Source organism: Streptomyces cynarae (genome assembly GCF_025642135.1).
GTDB classification, from domain to species: domain Bacteria; phylum Actinomycetota; class Actinomycetes; order Streptomycetales; family Streptomycetaceae; genus Streptomyces; species Streptomyces cynarae.
This window is the reverse complement of sequence record NZ_CP106793.1, coordinates 8,222,374-8,241,379: the sequence shown is the minus strand read 5'-3', so window position 1 is coordinate 8,241,379 and position 19,006 is coordinate 8,222,374. Positions and strand designations below refer to the sequence as shown.

General features: G+C 72.1%; 16 protein-coding genes. 5 read left to right on the top strand and 11 right to left on the bottom strand.

Annotation, left to right across the window (positions count from 1 at the left end; translation table 11 throughout):
* Positions 1-65: 65 nt before the first annotated feature.
* Complete coding sequence (locus N8I84_RS42890; RefSeq protein ID WP_313884318.1) at positions 66-674, bottom strand: chaplin; 609 nt, start codon at positions 672-674, stop codon at positions 66-68.
* 353 nt (positions 675-1,027) lie between these two features.
* Positions 1,028-2,869: an asparagine synthase (glutamine-hydrolyzing) gene (gene asnB / locus N8I84_RS37175; RefSeq protein WP_263233894.1), complete on the bottom strand. Its 1,842-nt coding sequence runs from the start codon at positions 2,867-2,869 to the stop codon at positions 1,028-1,030.
* Positions 2,870-3,265: 396 nt separating this feature from the next.
* Here asnB and N8I84_RS37170 point away from each other — a divergent pair, with 396 nt between their 5' ends.
* From N8I84_RS37170 to N8I84_RS37160, 3 genes are all read left to right on the top strand, one after another.
* Positions 3,266-4,363, top strand: a complete 1,098-nt coding sequence (locus tag N8I84_RS37170; protein ID WP_263233893.1) for a baeRF3 domain-containing protein — start codon at positions 3,266-3,268, stop codon at positions 4,361-4,363.
* A gap of 90 nt (positions 4,364-4,453) precedes the next feature.
* Positions 4,454-5,479, top strand: a complete 1,026-nt coding sequence (locus tag N8I84_RS37165; RefSeq protein ID WP_263233892.1) for a Gfo/Idh/MocA family protein — start codon at positions 4,454-4,456, stop codon at positions 5,477-5,479.
* Positions 5,480-5,755: 276 nt separating this feature from the next.
* On the top strand, positions 5,756-7,150 hold the full coding sequence (locus tag N8I84_RS37160; RefSeq protein ID WP_263233891.1) for a PP2C family protein-serine/threonine phosphatase: 1,395 nt from the start codon (positions 5,756-5,758) through the stop codon (positions 7,148-7,150).
* 60 nt (positions 7,151-7,210) lie between these two features.
* Here N8I84_RS37160 and N8I84_RS37155 read toward each other — a convergent pair whose 3' ends face one another.
* Positions 7,211-8,710 (bottom strand): DNA-binding protein NsdB, encoded by a 1,500-nt coding sequence (locus N8I84_RS37155; RefSeq protein ID WP_263233890.1) that lies wholly within the window; start codon positions 8,708-8,710, stop codon positions 7,211-7,213.
* Between the two features lie 234 nt (positions 8,711-8,944).
* Here N8I84_RS37155 and N8I84_RS37150 point away from each other — a divergent pair, with 234 nt between their 5' ends.
* Both N8I84_RS37150 and N8I84_RS37145 read left to right on the top strand, forming a co-directional pair.
* Entirely contained in the window at positions 8,945-10,084 is a 1,140-nt protein-coding gene (locus N8I84_RS37150; RefSeq protein WP_263233889.1) for an aminoglycoside phosphotransferase family protein, read from the top strand.
* Between the two features lie 284 nt (positions 10,085-10,368).
* Positions 10,369-12,336 (top strand): N-acetylmuramoyl-L-alanine amidase, encoded by a 1,968-nt coding sequence (locus N8I84_RS37145; protein WP_263233888.1) that lies wholly within the window; start codon positions 10,369-10,371, stop codon positions 12,334-12,336.
* 62 nt (positions 12,337-12,398) lie between these two features.
* On the opposite strand, the gene N8I84_RS37140 is transcribed toward N8I84_RS37145, so the two are convergent.
* The 8 genes from N8I84_RS37140 to N8I84_RS37105 all read right to left on the bottom strand — a co-directional run bounded on the left by N8I84_RS37140 (position 12,399) and on the right by N8I84_RS37105 (position 18,836).
* Positions 12,399-12,896, bottom strand: coding sequence for a hypothetical protein (locus tag N8I84_RS37140; protein ID WP_103844891.1), 498 nt, complete (start codon positions 12,894-12,896; stop codon positions 12,399-12,401).
* 128 nt (positions 12,897-13,024) lie between these two features.
* On the bottom strand, positions 13,025-13,429 hold the full coding sequence (locus tag N8I84_RS37135) for a nuclear transport factor 2 family protein (RefSeq protein WP_263233887.1): 405 nt from the start codon (positions 13,427-13,429) through the stop codon (positions 13,025-13,027).
* A 63-nt stretch (positions 13,430-13,492) separates the two neighbouring features.
* On the bottom strand, positions 13,493-14,401 hold the full coding sequence (locus N8I84_RS37130) for a universal stress protein (protein ID WP_263233886.1): 909 nt from the start codon (positions 14,399-14,401) through the stop codon (positions 13,493-13,495).
* Between the two features lie 135 nt (positions 14,402-14,536).
* Positions 14,537-14,779: a DUF397 domain-containing protein gene (locus N8I84_RS37125; RefSeq protein ID WP_200419588.1), complete on the bottom strand. Its 243-nt coding sequence runs from the start codon at positions 14,777-14,779 to the stop codon at positions 14,537-14,539.
* A gap of 83 nt (positions 14,780-14,862) precedes the next feature.
* Entirely contained in the window at positions 14,863-16,029 is a 1,167-nt protein-coding gene (locus tag N8I84_RS37120; protein WP_263233884.1) for a thiolase domain-containing protein, read from the bottom strand.
* Entirely contained in the window at positions 16,026-17,075 is a 1,050-nt protein-coding gene (locus N8I84_RS37115) for a thiolase domain-containing protein (protein ID WP_263233883.1), read from the bottom strand. Before N8I84_RS37115 ends, N8I84_RS37120 begins: the two co-directional genes overlap by 4 nt.
* Positions 17,072-18,013 carry a Zn-ribbon domain-containing OB-fold protein gene (locus N8I84_RS37110; RefSeq protein WP_263233882.1) on the bottom strand — a complete coding sequence of 314 codons (942 nt, stop codon included), beginning with the start codon at positions 18,011-18,013 and terminating at the stop codon, positions 17,072-17,074. The genes N8I84_RS37115 and N8I84_RS37110 overlap by 4 nt, the downstream gene beginning before the upstream one ends.
* Positions 18,014-18,035: 22 nt before the next feature.
* Complete coding sequence (locus N8I84_RS37105; RefSeq protein WP_263233881.1) at positions 18,036-18,836, bottom strand: crotonase/enoyl-CoA hydratase family protein; 801 nt, start codon at positions 18,834-18,836, stop codon at positions 18,036-18,038.
* Positions 18,837-19,006: the final 170 nt, after the last annotated feature.

The following is a 19,006-nucleotide window of genomic DNA, read 5'->3' as shown; positions in this document are numbered from 1 at the left end:
GGAGCGGTGTCCGGTGCGTGCTCTTGGCCGGCCCTCGCGACGGGGCCAACGCTGCCCGTGGGGCGCTAGCGGGTCGCTGACGACCGGAAGCGCCGGTACAGCAGCGTCCCGCCGAGCAGCAGGGCCCCGCTTCCCGCGAGCGCGGGCAGGGTCACGTCCGCGCCCGTGTGGGCGAGGGTGACCTGGGCCTGCTGCACCGGTGGCGCCGTCCGCACGGGGGTGTGCGCCTTCGGCGGTGCGGCGGGGCGGGCCGTGCTCGAGGTGTTCGTGGAGGTGTTGCCCACCGACGCGTTGCCGGCCCCGGCGACGCTGACCGAGTTGCCGGTGACGTTCACGGGGATGTCGACCGGGAGTTGCAGGCCGTTGCCGGAGAGTGCGCCCGAGGAATCCTTTCCGCCGGTGTGCGCGGTGGCACCGCCCCCGGACACCGTCCCCTGCCCGGCGCCGGACCGGCCCGCGCCCCGGTTCTCGCAGGCGTTTCCCGCCGCCGGGTTCAGCAGCCCCACGACGTCCACGGTGTTGCCGCACACATTGACCGGCACGTGCACCGGGACCTGGAGGGTGCTGCCGGAGATCAGCCCGGGCGAACCCGCTGCCGTACCGTCCGCCGCGGAGTCCGCGTGCGCCGGCAGCGCCACGGCCATCGCCCCCGAGGCGGCGGCCACGGCGATCAAACCATTCCGGGTAACCCGATTCATAGGTTCCCTGCCTTCCAGACATGGTCGCGAGCACTCGCCCGCACCTCATAAAACGCAGACGAACCATCCGAGTTATGGCTTATCTGCCTTTCACCCCATCGAGTGGCACGGTTGTCGAACCGGCGGGAAGGCCGTCGCGGGCGGCGGAGGGTGCGGCAGGTCCGCCCGTTCCGCCTGTCCGCCAGGCGCGCGCCGCAGGGTCCGCCCATGGTGATCACAGGGTTGCCGCCGGATCCGCAGCCGGGGCGTCCCGGGAGGCACCATGCTTACGCGGATCTGCCGTCCGAACGGCAGTTCCAGCGGCCCGGAGCCGCCCGGCTGAGCAGGACTCAGGTGAGGGAGAGCTCCGGGGTGTAGAGGTCCAGCCAGAGGGCCAGGTCCAGGGCCCGTTCCAGGCCGTGGCGCGAGGCCTGGGTGATCTGCGGGGTGTCGCGGTGGGCGGCCCGGCGCAGCCGTTCGCGGTCGACCAGGTCGAACACGGGGTGCGAGGGGCGGGCGAGGAGGTCCTTCGCGTGTTCCTGGAGGGCGAGGGCGTACTTGGGGTCCTGGGTGGAGGGGTAGGGGCTCTTGACCCTGTCGTACACGGACTTCGGGATCAGGTCCGCGGCCGCCTCCCGCAGCAGGCTCTTCTCGCGTCCGTCGAAGGACTTCAGCGCCCAGGGCGTGTTGTAGACGTACTCGACGAGCCGGTGGTCGCAGAACGGCACCCGCACCTCCAGGCCGACCGCCATGCTCGTACGGTCCTTGCGATCGAGCAGGACCCGTACGAAGCGGGTCAGGTGCAGGTGGCAGATCTGCCGCATCCGGTACTCGAAGTCGCTCTCGCCCTCCAGGCGCGCGATGTCCGCGACGGCCGTGCGGTAACCGTCGGCGACGTATGCCTTGAGGTCCAGGGTCTCGGTGAGGTCGGGGCGCAGGACGTCGGCGTCCTCGCCCCAGTCCCGGCCGTAGCGGACCAGCCAGGGGAAGGTGTCGGCGCGGCGTGCCTCCTCGTCGAAGAACTGCTGGTAGCCGCCGAAGACCTCGTCGGCGGACTCCCCGGACAGCGCGACGGTGGACTGCTCGCGGATCGCCTGGAACAGCAGGTAGAGCGAGGTGTCCATGTCCCCCAGACCCATCGGCAGGTCGCGGGCGCGGATGACCTTGGCGCGTACGTCGAGGTCGGCGAGGGCCTGGGCGTCGAGCACGATGTCCTGGTGGTCGGTGGCGCAGGCACGGGCCACGTCGTGCACGAACGGCGCGTCGGGGGTGGCGCGCAGTTCGTCGGCGACGAAGTGGTCGGCCTGTCCGACGAAGTCCACGGCGAAGCTGCGCACCTTCTCGCCGTGCACGGCCAGTTGCCGGGCGGCGAGCGCGGTCATCGCGGAGGAGTCGAGGCCGCCCGACAGCAGGGTGCAGCGCGGTACGTCGGCGACGAGCTGGCGGCGCACGATGTCCTCGAGCAGCGCGCGGACGGTGGCGATGGTGGTGTCGCGGTCGTCGGTGTGCGGCCGGGTCTCCAACCGCCAGTAGACGCGCCGGTGTACGCCCTGCCGGTCGACCGTGACGACGGTGCCGGGCTCCACCTCGCGCATGCCGTCCCAGACGGCGTGCCCGGGCGTCTTGACCAGTGCGAGCAGCTCCCGCAGCCCGTCGAGGCGGACGCGGGCGGGGGCCAGCGGGTTGGCGAGGATCGCCTTGGGTTCCGAGCCGAAGAGGACGCCGTCGGAGGTCGGGTGGTAGTAGAAGGGCTTGATGCCCATGCGGTCGCGGATCATCACGAGTGTGTCGCGGCGGCCGTCCCAGACGGCGAAGGCGTACATGCCGTTGAGGCGCTCGGCGAGTCCGTCGCCCCACTCGAGGTAGGCGCGCAGAACGACCTCGGTGTCGGAGTCGGTGGTGAAGCGGTGGCCCAGGGCGGTCAGCTCACGGCGCAGCTCGGTGAAGTTGTAGGTCTCCCCCGAGTACACGAGCGCGACGGTGCCCTCCGGGGTCTCGGCGGTCATCGGCTGGCGTCCGCCGGGCAGGTCGATGATCGCGAGCCTGCGGTGGCCGAGGGCGGCCGCGCCGCCGATCCAGGTGCCGCTGTCGTCGGGACCCCGGCAGGCCATGGTCCGCGTCATCGCATCCAGTGTCGCGGTCTCGGTCCGCAGATCACGGTCGTAGGAAACCCACCCGGTGATGCCGCACATGTTGTTGCCTCCCGCGTCCGATCTTCGGGGACACTCCGTTCACCTGCGGCTTCGCAAGGATCGAGCTTGACCCCGACAAACCAGTTGTATCGAGCAGCTATATGTCGAGCGTGTGTCATGCCGCGGCAGGCGGTCAACGCGTCCGCGACCCGGCAGGGCTTCCTCTCCTCACTGTTTCGGCCGGGTTTTACGTCTCGCGTACGCGCCGATGGGCTTCATCCGGGGACGCGGCCGTCAGGTCTCGGCCACGGGCAAAGAGTTTCCCAACGTTCCGGCTCCTCTCGGGGAGCCGTCGGCTCATGGGACGGCGCCGCCGCACAGTCGAATGCCACAATAATCACTCTTCACACAATTGCCCCGAATGCCCGACAAGCGAATCGGTCCTAAGGTGCTGATATGGAGCACGCCCTCAGTCCCACGACTCTCGCGGAACTGCGCCGGCCGCGGCCCTACCCCGCGGTGTCGGTGCTGACGCCGACGCACCGCCGCGCGACCGAGCACGCGGAGGACCGGGTACGGCTGCGCAACGCGCTGGCCGACGCCAAGAAGCAACTCGAGGCCGACCCGGCGGTCCCCAGGGAACGCCGTATCGACGTCGCGGACCAGCTCGACCGGGCGCTCGCCGAGGTCGACCTCGGACACGCCGAGGACGGCCTGGTCATCTTCGCCGCACCGGGCGAACACCAGGTGTGGTCGCTGGCCCGCACGGTGCCCGAGCGTGTGGTGCTCTCGGACACCTTCCTGACCCGCAACCTGGTGGCCGCGCAGGTCGCCGAGCGGCCGTTCTGGGTGCTCACGGTCTCGGCCGACCGGGTGGCGCTGTGGAACGGCGGTGCCGGCCACGTCGCGGAGGAGCGCGCCGGCGGCTTTCCCCTCACCCGGAGCAGGGAGAACTTCGACGCCGAGCGCCAGATGCAGATCGGCGACATGCCGAGCGCGTCCCGCGACGAGACGACCCGCCGCTTCCTGCGCGAGGCCGACAACGCCATGAGCAGGATCATGCGCCGGTATCCGCGCCCCCTCTACGTCGTCGGCGAGCAGGCCGCGCTGTCCGTTCTGGACGAGCTCGGCACCGTCACCAAGGACGCGGTCCACGTCCGCCACGGCGGACTCGCCCACGGCACCCCCGAAGCCGTGTGGCAGGCCGTCCAGCCGGTGATCGCCTCCGAGGAGCACAGGACCGTCGAGACGGTCGGCCGGGAGCTGGAGTCGGCCCGCGGCCGCAAGGCGTTCGCCGCCGGCGTCGACGAGGTCTGGCAGAACGCCTCCGACGGACGCATCCAGCTCCTGGCGGTGGAGGAGAACTACCGCGTCGCGGTCCGCGCCGACGGCGGCGACCATCTGGTGCCGGCCGAGAGCGGCGACCTGGACGCCCGCGAGGACATCGTGGACGAGATCGTGGAGCGCTGCCTGGACACCGGCGCCGACGTCCGCTTCGTCCCCGACGGCGCCCTGGGCGACGCACAGGGGATCGCCGGGGTGCTCCGCTACTGAGCCGCTCACCCTGCCGAGGCTTCTGCCCGGCCCTCCCTCTCCGCGGTCTACCCTGCCGGGGACGGTCCGCGGAGAGGGAGGGCGGGGCACATGGGCGATCTGCTGGGCGTGGCGGTACTGGGTGCGGGACACATGGGCGCCGACCACATACGCCGACTGGACCGCGTGGTGAGCGGAGCGCGGGTGGTGGCCGTGGCGGATCCCGAGACGGACCGCGCCGAGGAGGCCGCGGCCGGTGTCGAGGGCGTAGCCGTGCACGCCGACCCCGAGGCCGCGCTGGACGCGCCCGGCGTCCAGGCCGTGCTGATCGCCTCACCGGGCCCGGCCCACGAGGAGGCGCTGCTCGCGGCCTTCGGGCGCGGGCTGCCGGTGCTGTGCGAGAAGCCGCTGGTGCCGGACGCGGCCGGGGCGCTGCGCGTGGTGGAGGCGGAGTCCCGGCTCGGCCGGCGCCTCACGCAGGTGGGGTTCATGCGCCGCTACGACGCCGAGTACCTGCGGCTGAAGTCGCTGCTGGACAGCGGCCGGCTGGGGAGGGCGCTGATGTTGCACTGCACGCACCGCAACGTCTCCTCACCTCCCGGTTTCACCACCGCCATGCTGATCAACAGCTCCGTCTCGCACGAGATCGACGCCGCCCGCTGGCTGCTGGGCCAGGAGCCGACCGCGGTGACCGTGCTGCGCCCCGGGCCGTCCTCGAACGCTCCGGACGGCCTGCTCGACCCTCAGTTCGTACTGTTCGAGACGTCGGGGGGTGCCCTCGTCGATGTGGAGATCTTCGTCAACAGCGGCTTCGGCTACCAGGTGCGCTGCGAGGCCGTCTGCGAGGGCGGCAGTGCCCGCATCGGCGACGGGCACTCCATGGTCGTCACGACCGCGGACGGCGCGCGCGAGGAGGTCGCCCAGGACTATCTCGTCCGGTTCGCCGACGCCTACGACCGCGAGGTACAGGCCTGGGTCGACGCCACCCGGCAGGGGCGGGTCACCGGGCCCTCCGCTTGGGACGGCTATGCGGCCTCCGTGGTCGCCGAGGCGGGCGTGCGGGCGCAGGAGAGCGGTGCCCGGGAGGCGGTCACCCTGGCACCGCGCCCCGAGCTGTACGGGTTCGATGACCACTGACAGCCTCAGGACCCGTACACACATTCATCACCCGTACACGTGCACGACCTGACGTCTGTACCGCGAACGTCAAGTGGCGTACCTTCCCTACGACTTGACCGGCCGGACTGGCACGTCACCGGCTCCGACCACTTCTTCCGCAAGCCTTTGGCATATGCCAGAAGCACCACCGTATCGGGTGTTGCCAAATCCCTTACGCCCCGTCGTCGGCTGTGCCACAGTCGTAACGGTCCTTCCGCCGGACCTGGTCGAACCGTCCCCGCATCGGAGCGCGTCATGCCACCCCATCTCTCCGCGGACCGCCCCGCCCCTCCTCCGCCCGGCCGCGACTCGGTCGACGCGCTCATCTCGCAGACCCGGCGGCTGCGCGGCGAGGTGGACGCCGTACGGCGTGAGGCACCCGAGGACGGCGCGGACCTGGAGGGCCGGTGGCAGCGGGCGCTGTGCGACCTCGCGCTGCACCAACTCAACGACCTCGACGCCCACTTGGCGCAGCTTCGCGACGGCCCGTCTCCCGCGCCCGTCGGCCCTCCTGCCCCGTCCGCCGGCTCCCTGCTCAGCCGGGTCGGCAGCGCGGAGTGGAACCTGCTGACCGACGAGGCGAGTTGGTCGGGCGAGCTGTACCAGATCCTCGGCCGCGAACCCTCGTCCCCCGCGCTCACCCTCGACGAACTGCCCTCGCTGGTGCACGACGAGGACCGGCAGCTGCTGACGGCGATGGTGACGGACTGCCTGGTGGACGGCAAGCCCATCGACGGGGAGTTCCGGATCCGTCGCCCCGACGGCGAGGTCCGCACGGTGCACATGATGGGCGAGCCGGTGCTCGACGTCGACGGCAGCACCGCCTCGATGTGGGCGGTGCTGCGGGACGTGAGCGAACTGCGCCGCAGCCAACGGACGGTACGCGAGACCGGCGACGCGATGCAGCGCCACCAGGCCCGGACCGAACACCGGCTCGCGGCCGCGCTCCAGGAGGCCGTGCTGCCGCCGCGGTGCGGCTCGCTACGGCTCCCGCGACAGGGCACCGGCGCCCTGGACCTGGCCGCCCGCCATCTGCCCGCGTCCGCGAGCGCGCCGATCGGCGGCCACTGGTACGACGCGTTCGACCTGCCCGACGGGGACACGCTGCTCGGCGCCGGCGACCTCACCGGCCACGGCATGACCGTGGCCTCCGGCATGGCGACCCTGATCGGTGCCCTCCGGGGCATGGCCATGGCCGGCACCGCGCCCGGCCGGCTCCTGGGCTGGCTCAACCAGCTCCTGGACGCCTCCGACCAGCCGGCCCTGGGCAGCGCGGTGTGCTGCCGCTACCGGCCCGCCACGCGCACCCTGAGCTGGGCGCGGGCAGGGCACCCCGCCCCGTTGCTGTTCCGCGACGGGACGGGGCGCGCGCTGGTCGGACCCGAGGGCGTCCTGCTCGGGGCGAGGTCCCAAGCCGCCTACGGGCAGGCCGAGGAGACGCTTCGGGAAGGCGACCTGCTGCTCCTGCACACCGACGGGCTGGTCCCGCGGCACACCGGCACGGAGGCCGTGCGGAGGCTGCTCGACCTGGCTCCGCGCCTCCGCGCGGACCGCACGGCCCAGGACTGCGTACGGACTGTCGTGCAGGAGTTCGGCGAGAGCGGGCGCGAGGACGACGCGTGCGTGCTCGTCGCCAGGGTGGTCTCCTGACGGTCGGGGAGACGGGGCAGGACGGCTCCGCCCTGTTGCCGACGCGGACGCACAGGCCCCTTATGCCTGTGCCCAGTTGCCGCCTCTCGGCTTGGACACGCCCTTCGGGAGGGCCTGTTCGATCTCCTCACGCAGATCCTGGATCTTCGGATAGCTCGAGTACTGCGCGGTGAGCCGGTACATCTCACGCAACCGGTCCCAGGTGCGCTGCGAGGAGTTCGCCCCCATGGACGTCAGGGCCAGGCGGGCGTAGCGGTCGGCCTGTTCCGGGTCGTCGGCGATGAAGCAGGCGGACGCCATGGAGATGTGGTCGAAGATCTTCGACCGGTCCCGGCCGGTTCCGCGCAGCTCCAGCGCCTCCTTGGCGTGGCGTTGCGCGATGTGGGCCGCGCCGGGCTCGTGTTCGGCGAGGGTGCGGTAGGCCAGGGCCTGCATGCCGTGCAGGTCCGCCTCGTCGAACATCTGCATCCAGCTCGGCGGCGGAACGTCCCCCTTGTCGGAGACGAACAGGTCCTCCGCCTCGCCGAGGGTGCGCCGCATGGCCTGTCCCTTGCCCATCGACGCCTGCGCCCAGGCCTCGATGGTGCAGAGCATGGCCTTGGTGCGCGGCAGCACCTCGTCGCCGGAGCCCGACCTGGCGAGCTGCATCAGGTCCAGGGCGTCGTCGGGACGGCCGAGGTGCACCATCTGCCGGGCGGCGCGGGAGAGCGCCTCCCCGGCGCGGGGCCGGTCGCCGCCCTCGCGGGCCGCGTGCGCGGCGATGACGAAGTACTTCTGCGCCGTGGGCTCCAGGCCGATGTCGTGCGACATCCAGCCCGCGAGAACGGCGAGGTTGGCGGCGACGCCCCACAGGCGGCGCTGCAGATGGTCGGGGTGGTGGTAGGCGAGCATGCCTCCCACCTCGTTGAGCTGTCCCACGACCGCCTTGCGCTGGAGGCCGCCGCCGCGGGCCGCGTCCCAGGCCCGGAACACCTCCACCGAGCGCTCCAGTTCCTCGACCTCCTGCGACCCGATGGGGGCGGCCTCGTAACGGTCGAACCCGGCGGGGTCGGCGTGCAGGGGGTCTTCGTAGCGGGGGGCGTCGGCCGCCAGGGCCGGATCGGTGCGCAGCCAGTCGTGCATGGCGCTGCTGAGTGCGGATCCCGCGGCGAGCGCGGCACCCGCGCCCACCAAGCCGCGTCGGTTGAGCATGAGGTCCATTCCCGTGAATTCGGTGAGGACCGCAGCCGTCCGCTCGGGCGCCCATGGCACTCCGTCGGGGTGCTTCGCACTCCCTTCGTCACGCCGTCTCCCCGTGCGCCCGTGCCGGACCAGACCGAGGTCCTCGATGGTCACGACACGGCCGAGTCGCTCGGTGAACAGCGCCGCCAGCACCCGCGGCACGGGATCGCGCGGGATCTCTCCCATGTCGATCCAACGCCGCACCCGCGAGGTGTCGGTCGCCAGCTGGGGGTGGCCCATGGCCGCCGCCTTCCGGTTGACCATCCTCGCGAGTTCACCCTTGGACCAGCCGGTCAGGCCGAACAGGTCCGCCAGGCGGGTGTTGGGTTGTCCGCTCACATCAAGCCCCCAGGTTCTCGGCTGAGTTGACAGTAGCCCGCTGTCAGTTGCAGCGGGATTATTCGCCAGGGTTCGCCAGGGTGCGCCAGATGGTGTGCCACGGCCCATCGGGTGTCAGGTAGGAACGCGCCACCCCGACCCGGTCGCCGCAGGGACATTCCCCAGGATGTGCCGGCGGCGGCCGGGCCGGGCGGGCGCGGAATTCGCAGGCACACGAAGGGATCTGTCTCACCTATGTACGCAGTATCGTCCTCCGTGTCCGCCCCGCCCCGGCCGCTGCGCCCCCGCCCGGGCGCCGGCGGCCCCTACCTCGAGCCCGCGCGACCGGCGGCCCCCGTGCTCGGCGCCGGCATGACACGGCGCGTCCCGGGCGTCGGCACCCAGCCGCTCAGCGGGAGAATCGACTTGTCCGGCCCCCAGGGCGCGCAACTGCGCACGGCGATCGCCTCGGTGCACCGCATCTGCCCGGAGTTCACACCGGTGCAGGTACTGCGCCGAAGCGGGCGCTCCGTGCTCCTCGTCGGCACCACGGGGCGCAGTACGGCCGTGGCCAAGTGTTTACTCGACCATTCCCCCATGTGGTCCGAGCGCTTCAGGCACGAGATAGCGGCGTACCGGTCGTTCGTCCGGCACCGCCCTCCGGTGCGGGCGCCTCGACTGATCGCGGCGGACCCTGACAACTGCACCCTGGTGATCGAGCGGATGCCCGGCCGGGTGGCCGCGCTGCAGCGGCATCCGGTGGAGGCGCCGCCGCGCGCGGACATCCGGGCGGCACTGGGCGCGATCTGCCGGCTGAACGCGTGGCGTCCCCCGGCGGGCACGTTCGGCGCCCCGCTGGACTACGCGGAGCGGATCTCGCGCTTCCACGATCTGGGGCTGCTCACGGACCGGGACATGGGCGATCTGCAGAAGCTGCTGCACGGCATCGCCCACGCGGCGGGCCGGCAGGGCATGGGCCAGTTCTGCCACGGCGACGCCCTGCTGTCGAACGTCCTGCTCTCGCCGGCGGGCCCGGTGCTGCTGGACTGGGAGCACTCGGGCTGGTACCTGCCCGGGTACGACCTGGCGACGCTGTGGGCCGTCCTCGGCGACGCCCCCGTGGCGCGGCGTCAGATCAGCCAGATCGCACAGTCGGCGGGACCGGCGTCGCGCGACGCGTTCCTGGTGAACCTGATGCTCGTCCTGACCCGCGAGATCCGCACGTATGAGACGGCCGTGCAGCGTTCGATGCACGACACGACCCCGGCGGCACCGGGAGTGGCCCACCCGGGCGCTGCGCCGTCCGGCGAGGAGCAGCGGCTGCTGCTGCGGCGGCTGCACGACGACTGTCAGATGGCCCGGCGGGCCGTGCGAGCGGCGGTCGGCACTCGCTGACGGGGACGTAGGTCCGCGGAGCGCTCACGAAAGTGGCGCACCGCGGACCTTCGTCGTGTCCGGCCGGACAGGGACCTTCGGCGGCCTGCGGTCGGCTCATTGGTCCACGCCAGTGACGCCCCGCAGGCCCTGTCACCGCCGCCGCGAAACTCCCGGCAACCGCTGCTGACGTGGGAATTCTCCTGGCCGCAGGCATGATTGACGGATCGTCGGTCACCGAGTACCACTGACGGACGTTCGGCCCCCGCACGCCCCAGAGCGCCCGACCGTCCCAGGAGGCTGCATTGCGAGGATCCACCACCGACCCCCATGCCCCCGCCGGGCACAGACGCACCGCGGGCGCCGTCGCCTCGGCGGCGCTGCTGCTCCCGCTGCTGGGCGCCGCCCCGTCCTCCGCGCAGGACACCCCTGCCGGCATGCGGAGCGCGTTCGCCGCCGCGTCCGCCCAGTACCACGTACCGCGCAGCGTGCTGCTCGGCGTCTCCTACCTCCAGTCCCGCTGGGACACACACGGCGGCGCGCCGAGCGTCGCGGGCGGTTACGGCCCCATGCATCTCACGGACGCCCGCACCGCGATCGCCGCCGAGGCGGCGCACCGCAGCGAGGGCGCGGACGACGCGCGCGGCGACCAGGCCCGTCCCGTGCTGCTGCCCACCACGCAGGTACCGGCCGACGCGCAGCTGCCGGCCCGGCTGACGACGCTGACCCGGGCCGCCACGCTCACCGGCCTGCCGGCCGAGCGGATGCGCACCGACCCGGCGGCGAACATCGCGGGCGGGGCCGCCCTGCTCGCCGCCGCGCAGCAGCACCTCGGTGAGCCGCTGAGCGCCGACCCGGCCGACTGGTACGGGGCGGTGGCGGAGTTCTCCGGCGCGGACGACACCGCCACGGCGGCCGCGTACGCGAACGACGTCTTCGCGGTGCTGCGCGAGGGCGAGCAGCGCATCACGGACACCGGTGAGAGCGTACGGCTCGCCGCGGAGCCGGACCTCGCGCCCGACACCGCACAGCTGGGGCGCGCCGGGCTGCGCGCGGCCGACGCGGACGGGACCGAGTGCCCGAGGACTGCGTCCTGCGAGTGGATCCCGGCACCGTACGCGCAGTTCGGCGACAACGACTACGGCAACCACGACCTGGCGGACCGGCCGGGCTCGCAACGCATCAGGTACATCGTCATCCACGACACGGAAGGCCGGTGGGACGGCGTCCTCAAGCTGGTCCAGGACCCGACCTATGTGTCGTGGAACTACACCGTGCGCTCCACGGACGGACTGATCGCCCAGCACGTGAAGGCGAAGGACGTGGCCTGGCACGCGGGCAACTGGTACGTCAACGCCGCGTCGGTCGGCATCGAACACGAGGGGTTCCTCGCCTCGTCGGACGCCTGGTACACGGAGGCGATGTACCGCTCGTCGGCGCGGCTGGTGAGGTACCTCGCCGGGAAGTACGGCATCCCGCTGGACCGTCAGCACATCCTCGGCCACGACAACGTTCCGGGCCCGACGTCGTCGTACATCCCGGGGATGCACACGGACCCGGGCCCGTACTGGGACTGGCGGCACTACTTCGAGCTGCTGGGCAGGCCGTTCCACGCCACGGCCGGGCCGAAGGGCGGGCTGGTGACGATCCTGCCGGACTACGCGGCGAACCAGCCGCCGTACACGGGCTGCGCCACCGCGGGCGAGCCCTGCGCGGCGCACGGCTCCAGCGAGGTCCGGCTGTACAGCGCTCCTGACGAGTCCGCGCCGCTGATCAGGGACATCGGTCTGCATCCCAAGGGCGGCGACTCGACGATCGACGTGAACGACGTCGGCTCGCGGGCCTCCACGGGCCAGCGGTACGCGGTCGCGGACCGGGACGGGGACTGGACGGCGATCTGGTACCTGGGCCAGGAGGCGTGGTTCAGGAACCCGAAGAAACAGCCCACGGCGGTGAACGCGTCCGGGTTCGTGGTGACGCCCCGGGAAGGTCTCACGGACATCCGGGTGTACGGCCGCGCCTACCCCGAGAAGGAGGCGTACCCGGAGGGGGTACCCGTGCAGTCGGTCTCGGCGCTGCCGTACCGGCTGCCCGCGGGCCAGCGGTACGCGATCGGCGGCGTGGTGCCGGGCGAGTACTACTACTCGACCACCTTCACCACGGACTCGCACCGGGTGGTGACCGGCAAGGACCTGTACTACGAGATCCAGTTCGGCCACCGGGTGGCGTTCGTCCGGGCGGCGGACGTGCGGGTGGTGCCGTCGGCGTCGTAGGACGAAAGGAAGGGCCGGGACCACGGGTGGTCCCGGCCCTGAAGTGCCTTCGGGCGTGTCTGTCAGCCCTGCTGGAACAGCTCCGCGGGCAGGGGCTTCAGCAGCGCGTACAGGTCGTCCGTGATAGGGCGGTCCCAGGCGGCGATGGTCACCAGGACGCCGTCGCTGCGGTCGAACTGGACGCAGGAGATCCGGCCCTCGGAGAGCTTGAGCCGGCGCACGATGAGGAGGTTGTCACCCTGCATCACCGGGATGTCCTCGCTGCCGACGACGGTGACCTCCTCGTCGTTCTCCAGCGCGAGCAGCAGCTGGGCCACCTCGAAGGGGACCTCGCCCTCGGCGACGTCGCGGGCCGGGGAGCCCTCCGGCAGATTACCGATGATCATCGCCGGGCCGCGACCGCCGAAGAGGTCGTAGCGCAGGAAGACGCCCTGGCAGCTGCCGTCGGGCGCGGGCAGCAGACCGGCACCGAGATTGCCCGGCCAGTCACCCGGGTCCATGGCCAGTACGTCGAAGTCGGGCCCGGCGGGAGTGGCACTGCGGCGGCGGAGGAAGGACATGCCGCCATGGTACGTGCCCGACCGCGAAACCGGGCCCGCCCCCTGACGAGGCCGATGACGCTCCGCCGGGCGTGAACCGATCATGCGCGCCGTGCTTGAACCGATCATGCGCGCCGCGCTTGAGCCGGTCACGCTCCGCCGAGCGGGACGCGCCGCGCGATCACCCGGCGCCGGCTGATCCGCCAACCGTCCCGGCCGCGTACGACCGTGTCGTCGTAGGTCACGCTTCCGCAGGTGCCGTCTGTGTGGACGCCGAGCCCCTTGGACAGGGCGCGCACCTGCCCGGAGGTGATCTCGGTGAGGACGACGTTGGTGATGTGGTGCGCGACCGGATTCGCCGCGCCGAGAGCGAGGGTCGCCTCACGGATGGCGGCGATGCCGGCCAGCGGCTCCTGGCCGAAGTCGGTGACGTCGTAGACGACGTCGTCCGTGAAGAGTTCGTCGAGCCGGTCCAGCTCACCGGCGTCGAACAGGTGCCCGTGCAGGGAGAGCAGCTCGGTGACGGCCGTCCGGTCGTCGGCGTTCAGTGCCATGGCCTTCCACCTCCGGCATGATCATGCCATCGGCCCGGGTCGGTCGCGGCGTGTTCGCCACATTCATCCGGTCGGCTCCACGTCGGGTGGGATCACCGCGACGGGGCACGCCGCGTGCAGCAGGACCGCCTGGGTCACCGAGCCGAGCATGCGGGCGGGAGCGAGGAGGCGGCGGCGGTGGCGGCCCACCACGACCAGTTCGGCGCCCCGGGACGCCGCGACGAGGTGGCCCGCCGCGTCGCCGGGAGGTGTGGAGAGGTCGGCCGGCACATCCGGGTGTTGTGCGTGGTGGGGGCCCAGGAGGCCCGCGGCCAGGGTCCGGACCGCGTCCTCGACGGCGTCCTCGTCGACGGCCGGAGGCATGAGTTCGCCGGGCGCCGGCCAGATCTCCAACGGCGGCCAGGGATGGGTGGCGATCACGTGCAGCCGGGCGTCGCGGCGGGCCGCCTCGGCGAACGCGAAGGCGAGGGTGGCCTCGGCGGGGCTGTCGACGTGCAGACCGACGACCACACGCCGACCGGGCGCGACGGGCGGCCCTTCGTGCACCTCGCGGCCCGGGCGCGGCACCACGACCACCGGGCGGGCGCTGTCGCGTGCGGCGGCCAGGCTCGTGGAGCCCAGCAACAGGGCGGCGAAGCCGCCGCGGCCCCGCGAGCCCACCACCATCAGCTGGGCGTCGGCTCCGAGTTCCGGCAGGACCGCGGCCGGGAAGCCGTCCACGGCCAGGTAATCGGTGACCGGACGGTCGGTTCTGTCGTCCAGACGCGCCCTGACCTCCTCGAGCACCGGGTCCTCGGCCGGCGCCGGGGGTCCGGCGACCAGGGCGCCGGGCTGTGCCCAGGGCCCGTACTGCCGCACATGGACCACGCGCAGCGGTGCCGCGCGCAGCCGTGCGGCGGTCAGTGCCCAGTCCAGGGCGCGCAGGCTGTCGTCCGATCCGTCGACGGCCGCGATGACCGGCTCGGTACTCATGAATCCTCGCCTCCGGGACGCGGCTGTGTGCGGAGCTCTCAGAACTCAGCCTGACGCAGAGGGCGGCCCGGGGGCGGGTTCACCGGCCGCGTGTCCGGAGATCCGGCAGCGGGCGAGGACTCGGCGGGCGAGGACTCAGGTGAGGTCGAACTCCCCCTCCCGTGCTCCCGACACGAAAGCACCCCACTCCGCGGGGGTGAAGATCAGGGAAGGGCTCTCGGGGCGGCCGCTGTTGCGCATCGCGATGAAGCCCTCCACGAAGGCGATCTGGACATCCCCGAGCCCTCGGCTGCTGGACTGCCACTCGGCGGTGCTGAGGTCCAGCTCCGGCTTGTCCCAGCCCGTCGGCGGGTGCTGCTGGATGGTGCTCTCGGCCACGTCCGTGCTCCTCCCGGTTCGTCGTCCGCGGCCAGCCTAGCGATCGCATCGCACGGCCGACAGGGCACGTGAGGGGGATGCGTTCAGGAACTCGGCGGCCGGTCGCCGACCAGCCACATGGAGAAGAACTGCGACCCCCCGCCATAGGCGTGCCCGAGCACCCGGCGGGCCCCGTCCACCTGGTGTTCCCCGGCCTGCCCGCGCACCTGGAGCGCCGCCTCCGCGAAGCGGATCATGCCGGATGCGCCGATGGGATTGGTGGACAGCACCCCGCCCGACATGTTGACGGGGAGGTCTCCGTCGAGTTCGGTCACCCCGGCCTCGGTGAGCTTCCAGCCCTCGCCCTCGTCGGCGAAACCGAGGTTCTCCAGCCACATCGGTTCGTACCAGGAGAACGGCACGTAGATCTCGGCCGCGTCGATGTCCCGGCGCGGGTCGGAGATCCCGGCCTGCCGGTAGACGTCGGCGGCGCAGTCCTTTCCGGCCCGGGGTGACACGAAGTCCTTGCCCGCGAAGAGGGTCGGCTCGCTGCGCATGGCGCCGCCGAGCATCCACGCGGGCGGCCGGGGCGAACGGGCCGCCCCCGTACGGTCGGTGAGCACCATCGCGCAGGCGCCGTCGGAGGAGGGGCAGGTCTCGGAGTAGCGGATGGGGTCCCACAGCATGGGCGAGGACTGCACCTTCTCCAGCGTGATGTCGTGCTCGTGCAGATGCGCGTACGGGTTCTTGAGCGCGTTGCGCCGGTCCTTGTACGCGACCAGCGAGCCGATGCTGTCGGGGGCGCCGCTGCGCCGCATGTACGCCCGTACGTGCGGCGCGAAGAAGCCGCCCGCGCCGGCCAGCAGCGGCTGCTGGAAGGGGATCGGGAGCGACAGGCCCCACATGGCGTTGGACTCGGACTGCTTCTCGAAGGCCAGGGTCAGGACGGTGCGGTGGACACGGGCCGCGACCAGGTTGGCGGCGACGAGCGCGGTGGAGCCGCCGACCGAACCGGCCGTGTGCACCCGCAGCATGGGCTTGCCCACGGCGCCCAGGGCGTCGGCGAGGTAGAGCTCCGGCATCATCACGCCCTCGAAGAAGTCGGGCGCCTTCCCGATGACGACGGCCTCGACGTCCGCCCACGTCAACCCGGCGTCGTCCAGGGCACGTCCGGCGGCCTCCCTCACCAGCCCCGCGATCGACACGTCCCGGCGCGCCGCCACATGCCTGGTCTGGCCGATCCCAACGACGGCCACGGGTTCCTTGCTCATCGGGGATCCCCTTCGAGTACGGCGACCAGGTTCTGTTGCAGACACGGTCCGGAGGTGGCGTGGGCCAGGGCGCGGTCGGACTCGCCGCGGTGGATGCGGGCGGCGGCCTCGCCGACGCGGATGAGCCCGGCGGCCATGATCGGGTGGGCGGCGAGGGCGCCGCCCGAGGGGTTGACCGTGACGCTGTCGTCGAGGCGGAGCGCCTTGCGCAGGATCACCTCCTGGGACGTGAACGGGGCGTGCAACTCGGCGGTGTCGACGGGCCGTTCGAAGGCGCCGGCCTTCTCTGCGGCGAGTCGCGTGGACGGCGAGTCCGTCAGGTCGCGCACGCCGAGTCCGTGCGCCTCTATACGGTGGTCGATGCCCCGGATCCAGGCGGGCCGTGCGCACAGCTCCCGGGCCCGCTCCCCGGTCGCGAGGATCACTGCGGCCGCTCCGTCACCGATCGGCGGGCAGTCACCGGTGCGCAACGGCCGTACGAGGTAGTCACCCTGGGGTATGGAACCCCGGAGCTGGGCATGCGAGTTGCTGCTCGCGGCAGCGCGGTTGCGGGCGGCGACGGCGGCCAGGGCCGGCTCGTCGGTCTCGCCCGCGTCGATGAGCGCCTGTGCCTGGAGGGCGGCCAGGGCGACGGGGTCGGGCCACAGGGGGGCGACGTAGTAGGGGTCGAGCTGCCGGGTCAGCACGTCCCGTACGGGGCCGGGTGAGGACTTGCCGTAGGAGTAGACGAGCGCGGTGTCGGCGTCGCCGGTGAGCAGTTTCGTCCACGCCTCGTACAGCGCCCAGGCGCCGTCCATCTCGACGTGCGACTCGGAGATCGGCGGCCAGGCGCCCACTCCGTCCAGGGCGAGGGTGAAGGAGAAGGCGCGGCCGGCGAGGTAGTCGCTGGAACCGGAGCAGGTGAAGCCGATGTCGGCGGTCTTCAGGCCGGTCCGCTCCAGCACCTCATGCAGGACCGGCATGAGCATCTCCACCTCGGAGAGCTCGTCGCTGGTGCGCCGGTGTGCGGTCTGGGCGAAGGCGACGACGGCGATCTCGCGGGTCACAGCAGCTCCTTGTACGAGTCGTAGTGGGCGTCGGGTTCGCCGGTGGGCCGGTAGTGGTCGGGGTGGCGCGCCCCCCGGGTCCACACCGGCTCGACCCGCAGTCCCATGCGGACCTGGTCGTAGGGGATGCCGCCGATGCGGCCGTGCAGCGCTAGGTCGGCGCCGTCCAGAGCGATGTGCGCGTAGACGTACGGCACTTCGATGTCGAGGTTCTTCGCCTTGATGTTGACGATGCAGAAGGTGGTGACCGTGCCGCGGGGACCCACTTCGACCTGCTCGTGTGTGGCGGCACCACAGGTGGGGCAGGCACCGCGCGGCGGTACGTACACCTTGCGGCACTTCGGGCAGCGCTCACCGACGGTGCGTTGTCCGGCGAGGGCGCCTATGTAGGCGGACTGGGCGCGGCCCGGCGAGTAGGTGTAGTCGAGACGGGCCGGGGCGACGATGCCCGTGATCGCGTCCTCGAACTCGCCGTCGTGGCCTGCCGGACGGGCCGGTTCGCCGTCGTACGGCTCGAAGCAGGCGAGGTCCGTGATGGCGCCGGAGCGCTCCTCGGCCCATCGGATGCGGACCCGCAGGCCGGTGCGGACGGCTTCGGGTCCGGGGACGTCGAGGGCGTGCAGCAGGGCGGTGTCGGCGCCGTCGAGCTTCACCAGCACCCAGGCGAAGGGGCTGGAAAGGGGCTGGCCACGGCGGGGTTCGTGGTTCCACGCCCAGGTGGTGACCGTGCCGGTGGGGGCGACCTCGACGAGGTCGCGGATCTCCTCGGCGGTGACGGGGTCGTACTCGACGGGCGGGACGAGGGTGCGGCCGTCGCGGGTCCTCACCCCGAGGACCACGCGTTCGCGCAGGCCGGTGAGAAAGGCGCCCTGGACGGGGCCGAGGGAGCGGGTGAAGGGGAACTCGACGACGAGAGGGGCTTTGAGGACTCCGGGCATCCTTACGGACTCCTTCGGTGGGTCAGGCGCGCTTGTAGACGGGTGGGCGTTTCTCCGCGAAGGCGCGGGCGCCTTCCCTGGCGTCCGCGGTGTCGAAGACGGGCCACCCGCGCTTGAGTTCGGCGGCGAGCCCCTCGGTCTCCGTCATCTCCGCGGTCTCGTACACGGAGGCCTTGACGGCCTCGACCGCCAGTGGCCCGCAGCCGTTGATCCGTTCGGCGATCTCCAGTGCCTTGGTGAGGGCGGTGCCGTCGGGCACGACATGGCCCACGAGTCCGATGGCGGCGGCCTCGTGCGCGGAGTAGAGGCGCCCCGTGAGCAGCATCTCCAGGGCGTGGGTGCGCGGGATCTGCCGCTGGAGGCGGACCGTGGAGCCGCCGATCGGGAACAGTCCGCGCCGGACCTCGAACAGGCCGAAGGTCGCGGACTCGGCCGCCACACGGATGTCGGTGCCCTGGAGGACCTCGGTGCCGCCCGCCACGCAGGGGCCCTCGACGGCGGCGATCACCGGCTTGCGGGGGCGGTGGTGGCGCAGCATCGCCTTCCAGTGCAGATCGGGGTCGGCGTCGAGCCGCTCGCGGTACCGCTGCCCTTCCATGCCCTTTCCGGCCAGGGCCTTGAGATCCATCCCCGCGCAGAAGGAGCCGCCGGCGCCGGTGAGCACGATCGAGCGGACGGTGTCGTCCTCGTCCGCCTCGACCCACCCGTCGTAGAGCCCCACCAGCATCGGTAACGAGAGCGCGTTCCTGGCCTCGGGCCTGTTGAGCGTGAGCACCAGTGTGGCGCCTTCGCGCCGCACGGTGAGGTGTTCCGTCCCACCCATCGCTTCCTCCCGTCCACCGAACGAGAACAGGTTGCAGGAGGGGCGGAGCAAGGACAAGAGTTTTCTGACAGGCAGTCAGATTTCTTCGCCGAGGGCCCTTCACAGTTGCGCCGGGCTTTGCTCTGATGACCGGCGAACCGTCGGATGCGTCCCCTTCGCCGTGCGGGACC

Bases quoted from the DNA above. Each gene is read 5' to 3' on its own strand.
- N8I84_RS37135 (WP_263233887.1), bottom strand. From the start codon at position 13,429: ATGGCACTGAACGCCGACGACCGGACGGCCGTCACCGAGCTGCTCTCC.
- N8I84_RS37170 (WP_263233893.1), top strand. From the start codon at position 3,266: ATGGAGCACGCCCTCAGTCCCACGACTCTCGCGGAACTGCGCCGGCCG.
- N8I84_RS37140 (WP_103844891.1), bottom strand. From the start codon at position 12,896: ATGTCCTTCCTCCGCCGCCGCAGTGCCACTCCCGCCGGGCCCGACTTC.
- N8I84_RS37160 (WP_263233891.1), top strand. From the start codon at position 5,756: ATGCCACCCCATCTCTCCGCGGACCGCCCCGCCCCTCCTCCGCCCGGC.
- asnB (WP_263233894.1), bottom strand. From the start codon at position 2,869: ATGTGCGGCATCACCGGGTGGGTTTCCTACGACCGTGATCTGCGGACC.
- N8I84_RS37130 (WP_263233886.1), bottom strand. From the start codon at position 14,401: ATGAGTACCGAGCCGGTCATCGCGGCCGTCGACGGATCGGACGACAGC.
- N8I84_RS37165 (WP_263233892.1), top strand. From the start codon at position 4,454: ATGGGCGATCTGCTGGGCGTGGCGGTACTGGGTGCGGGACACATGGGC.
- N8I84_RS37120 (WP_263233884.1), bottom strand. From the start codon at position 16,029: ATGAGCAAGGAACCCGTGGCCGTCGTTGGGATCGGCCAGACCAGGCAT.
- N8I84_RS37105 (WP_263233881.1), bottom strand. From the start codon at position 18,836: ATGGGTGGGACGGAACACCTCACCGTGCGGCGCGAAGGCGCCACACTG.
- N8I84_RS37110 (WP_263233882.1), bottom strand. From the start codon at position 18,013: ATGCCCGGAGTCCTCAAAGCCCCTCTCGTCGTCGAGTTCCCCTTCACC.
- N8I84_RS37150 (WP_263233889.1), top strand. From the start codon at position 8,945: ATGTACGCAGTATCGTCCTCCGTGTCCGCCCCGCCCCGGCCGCTGCGC.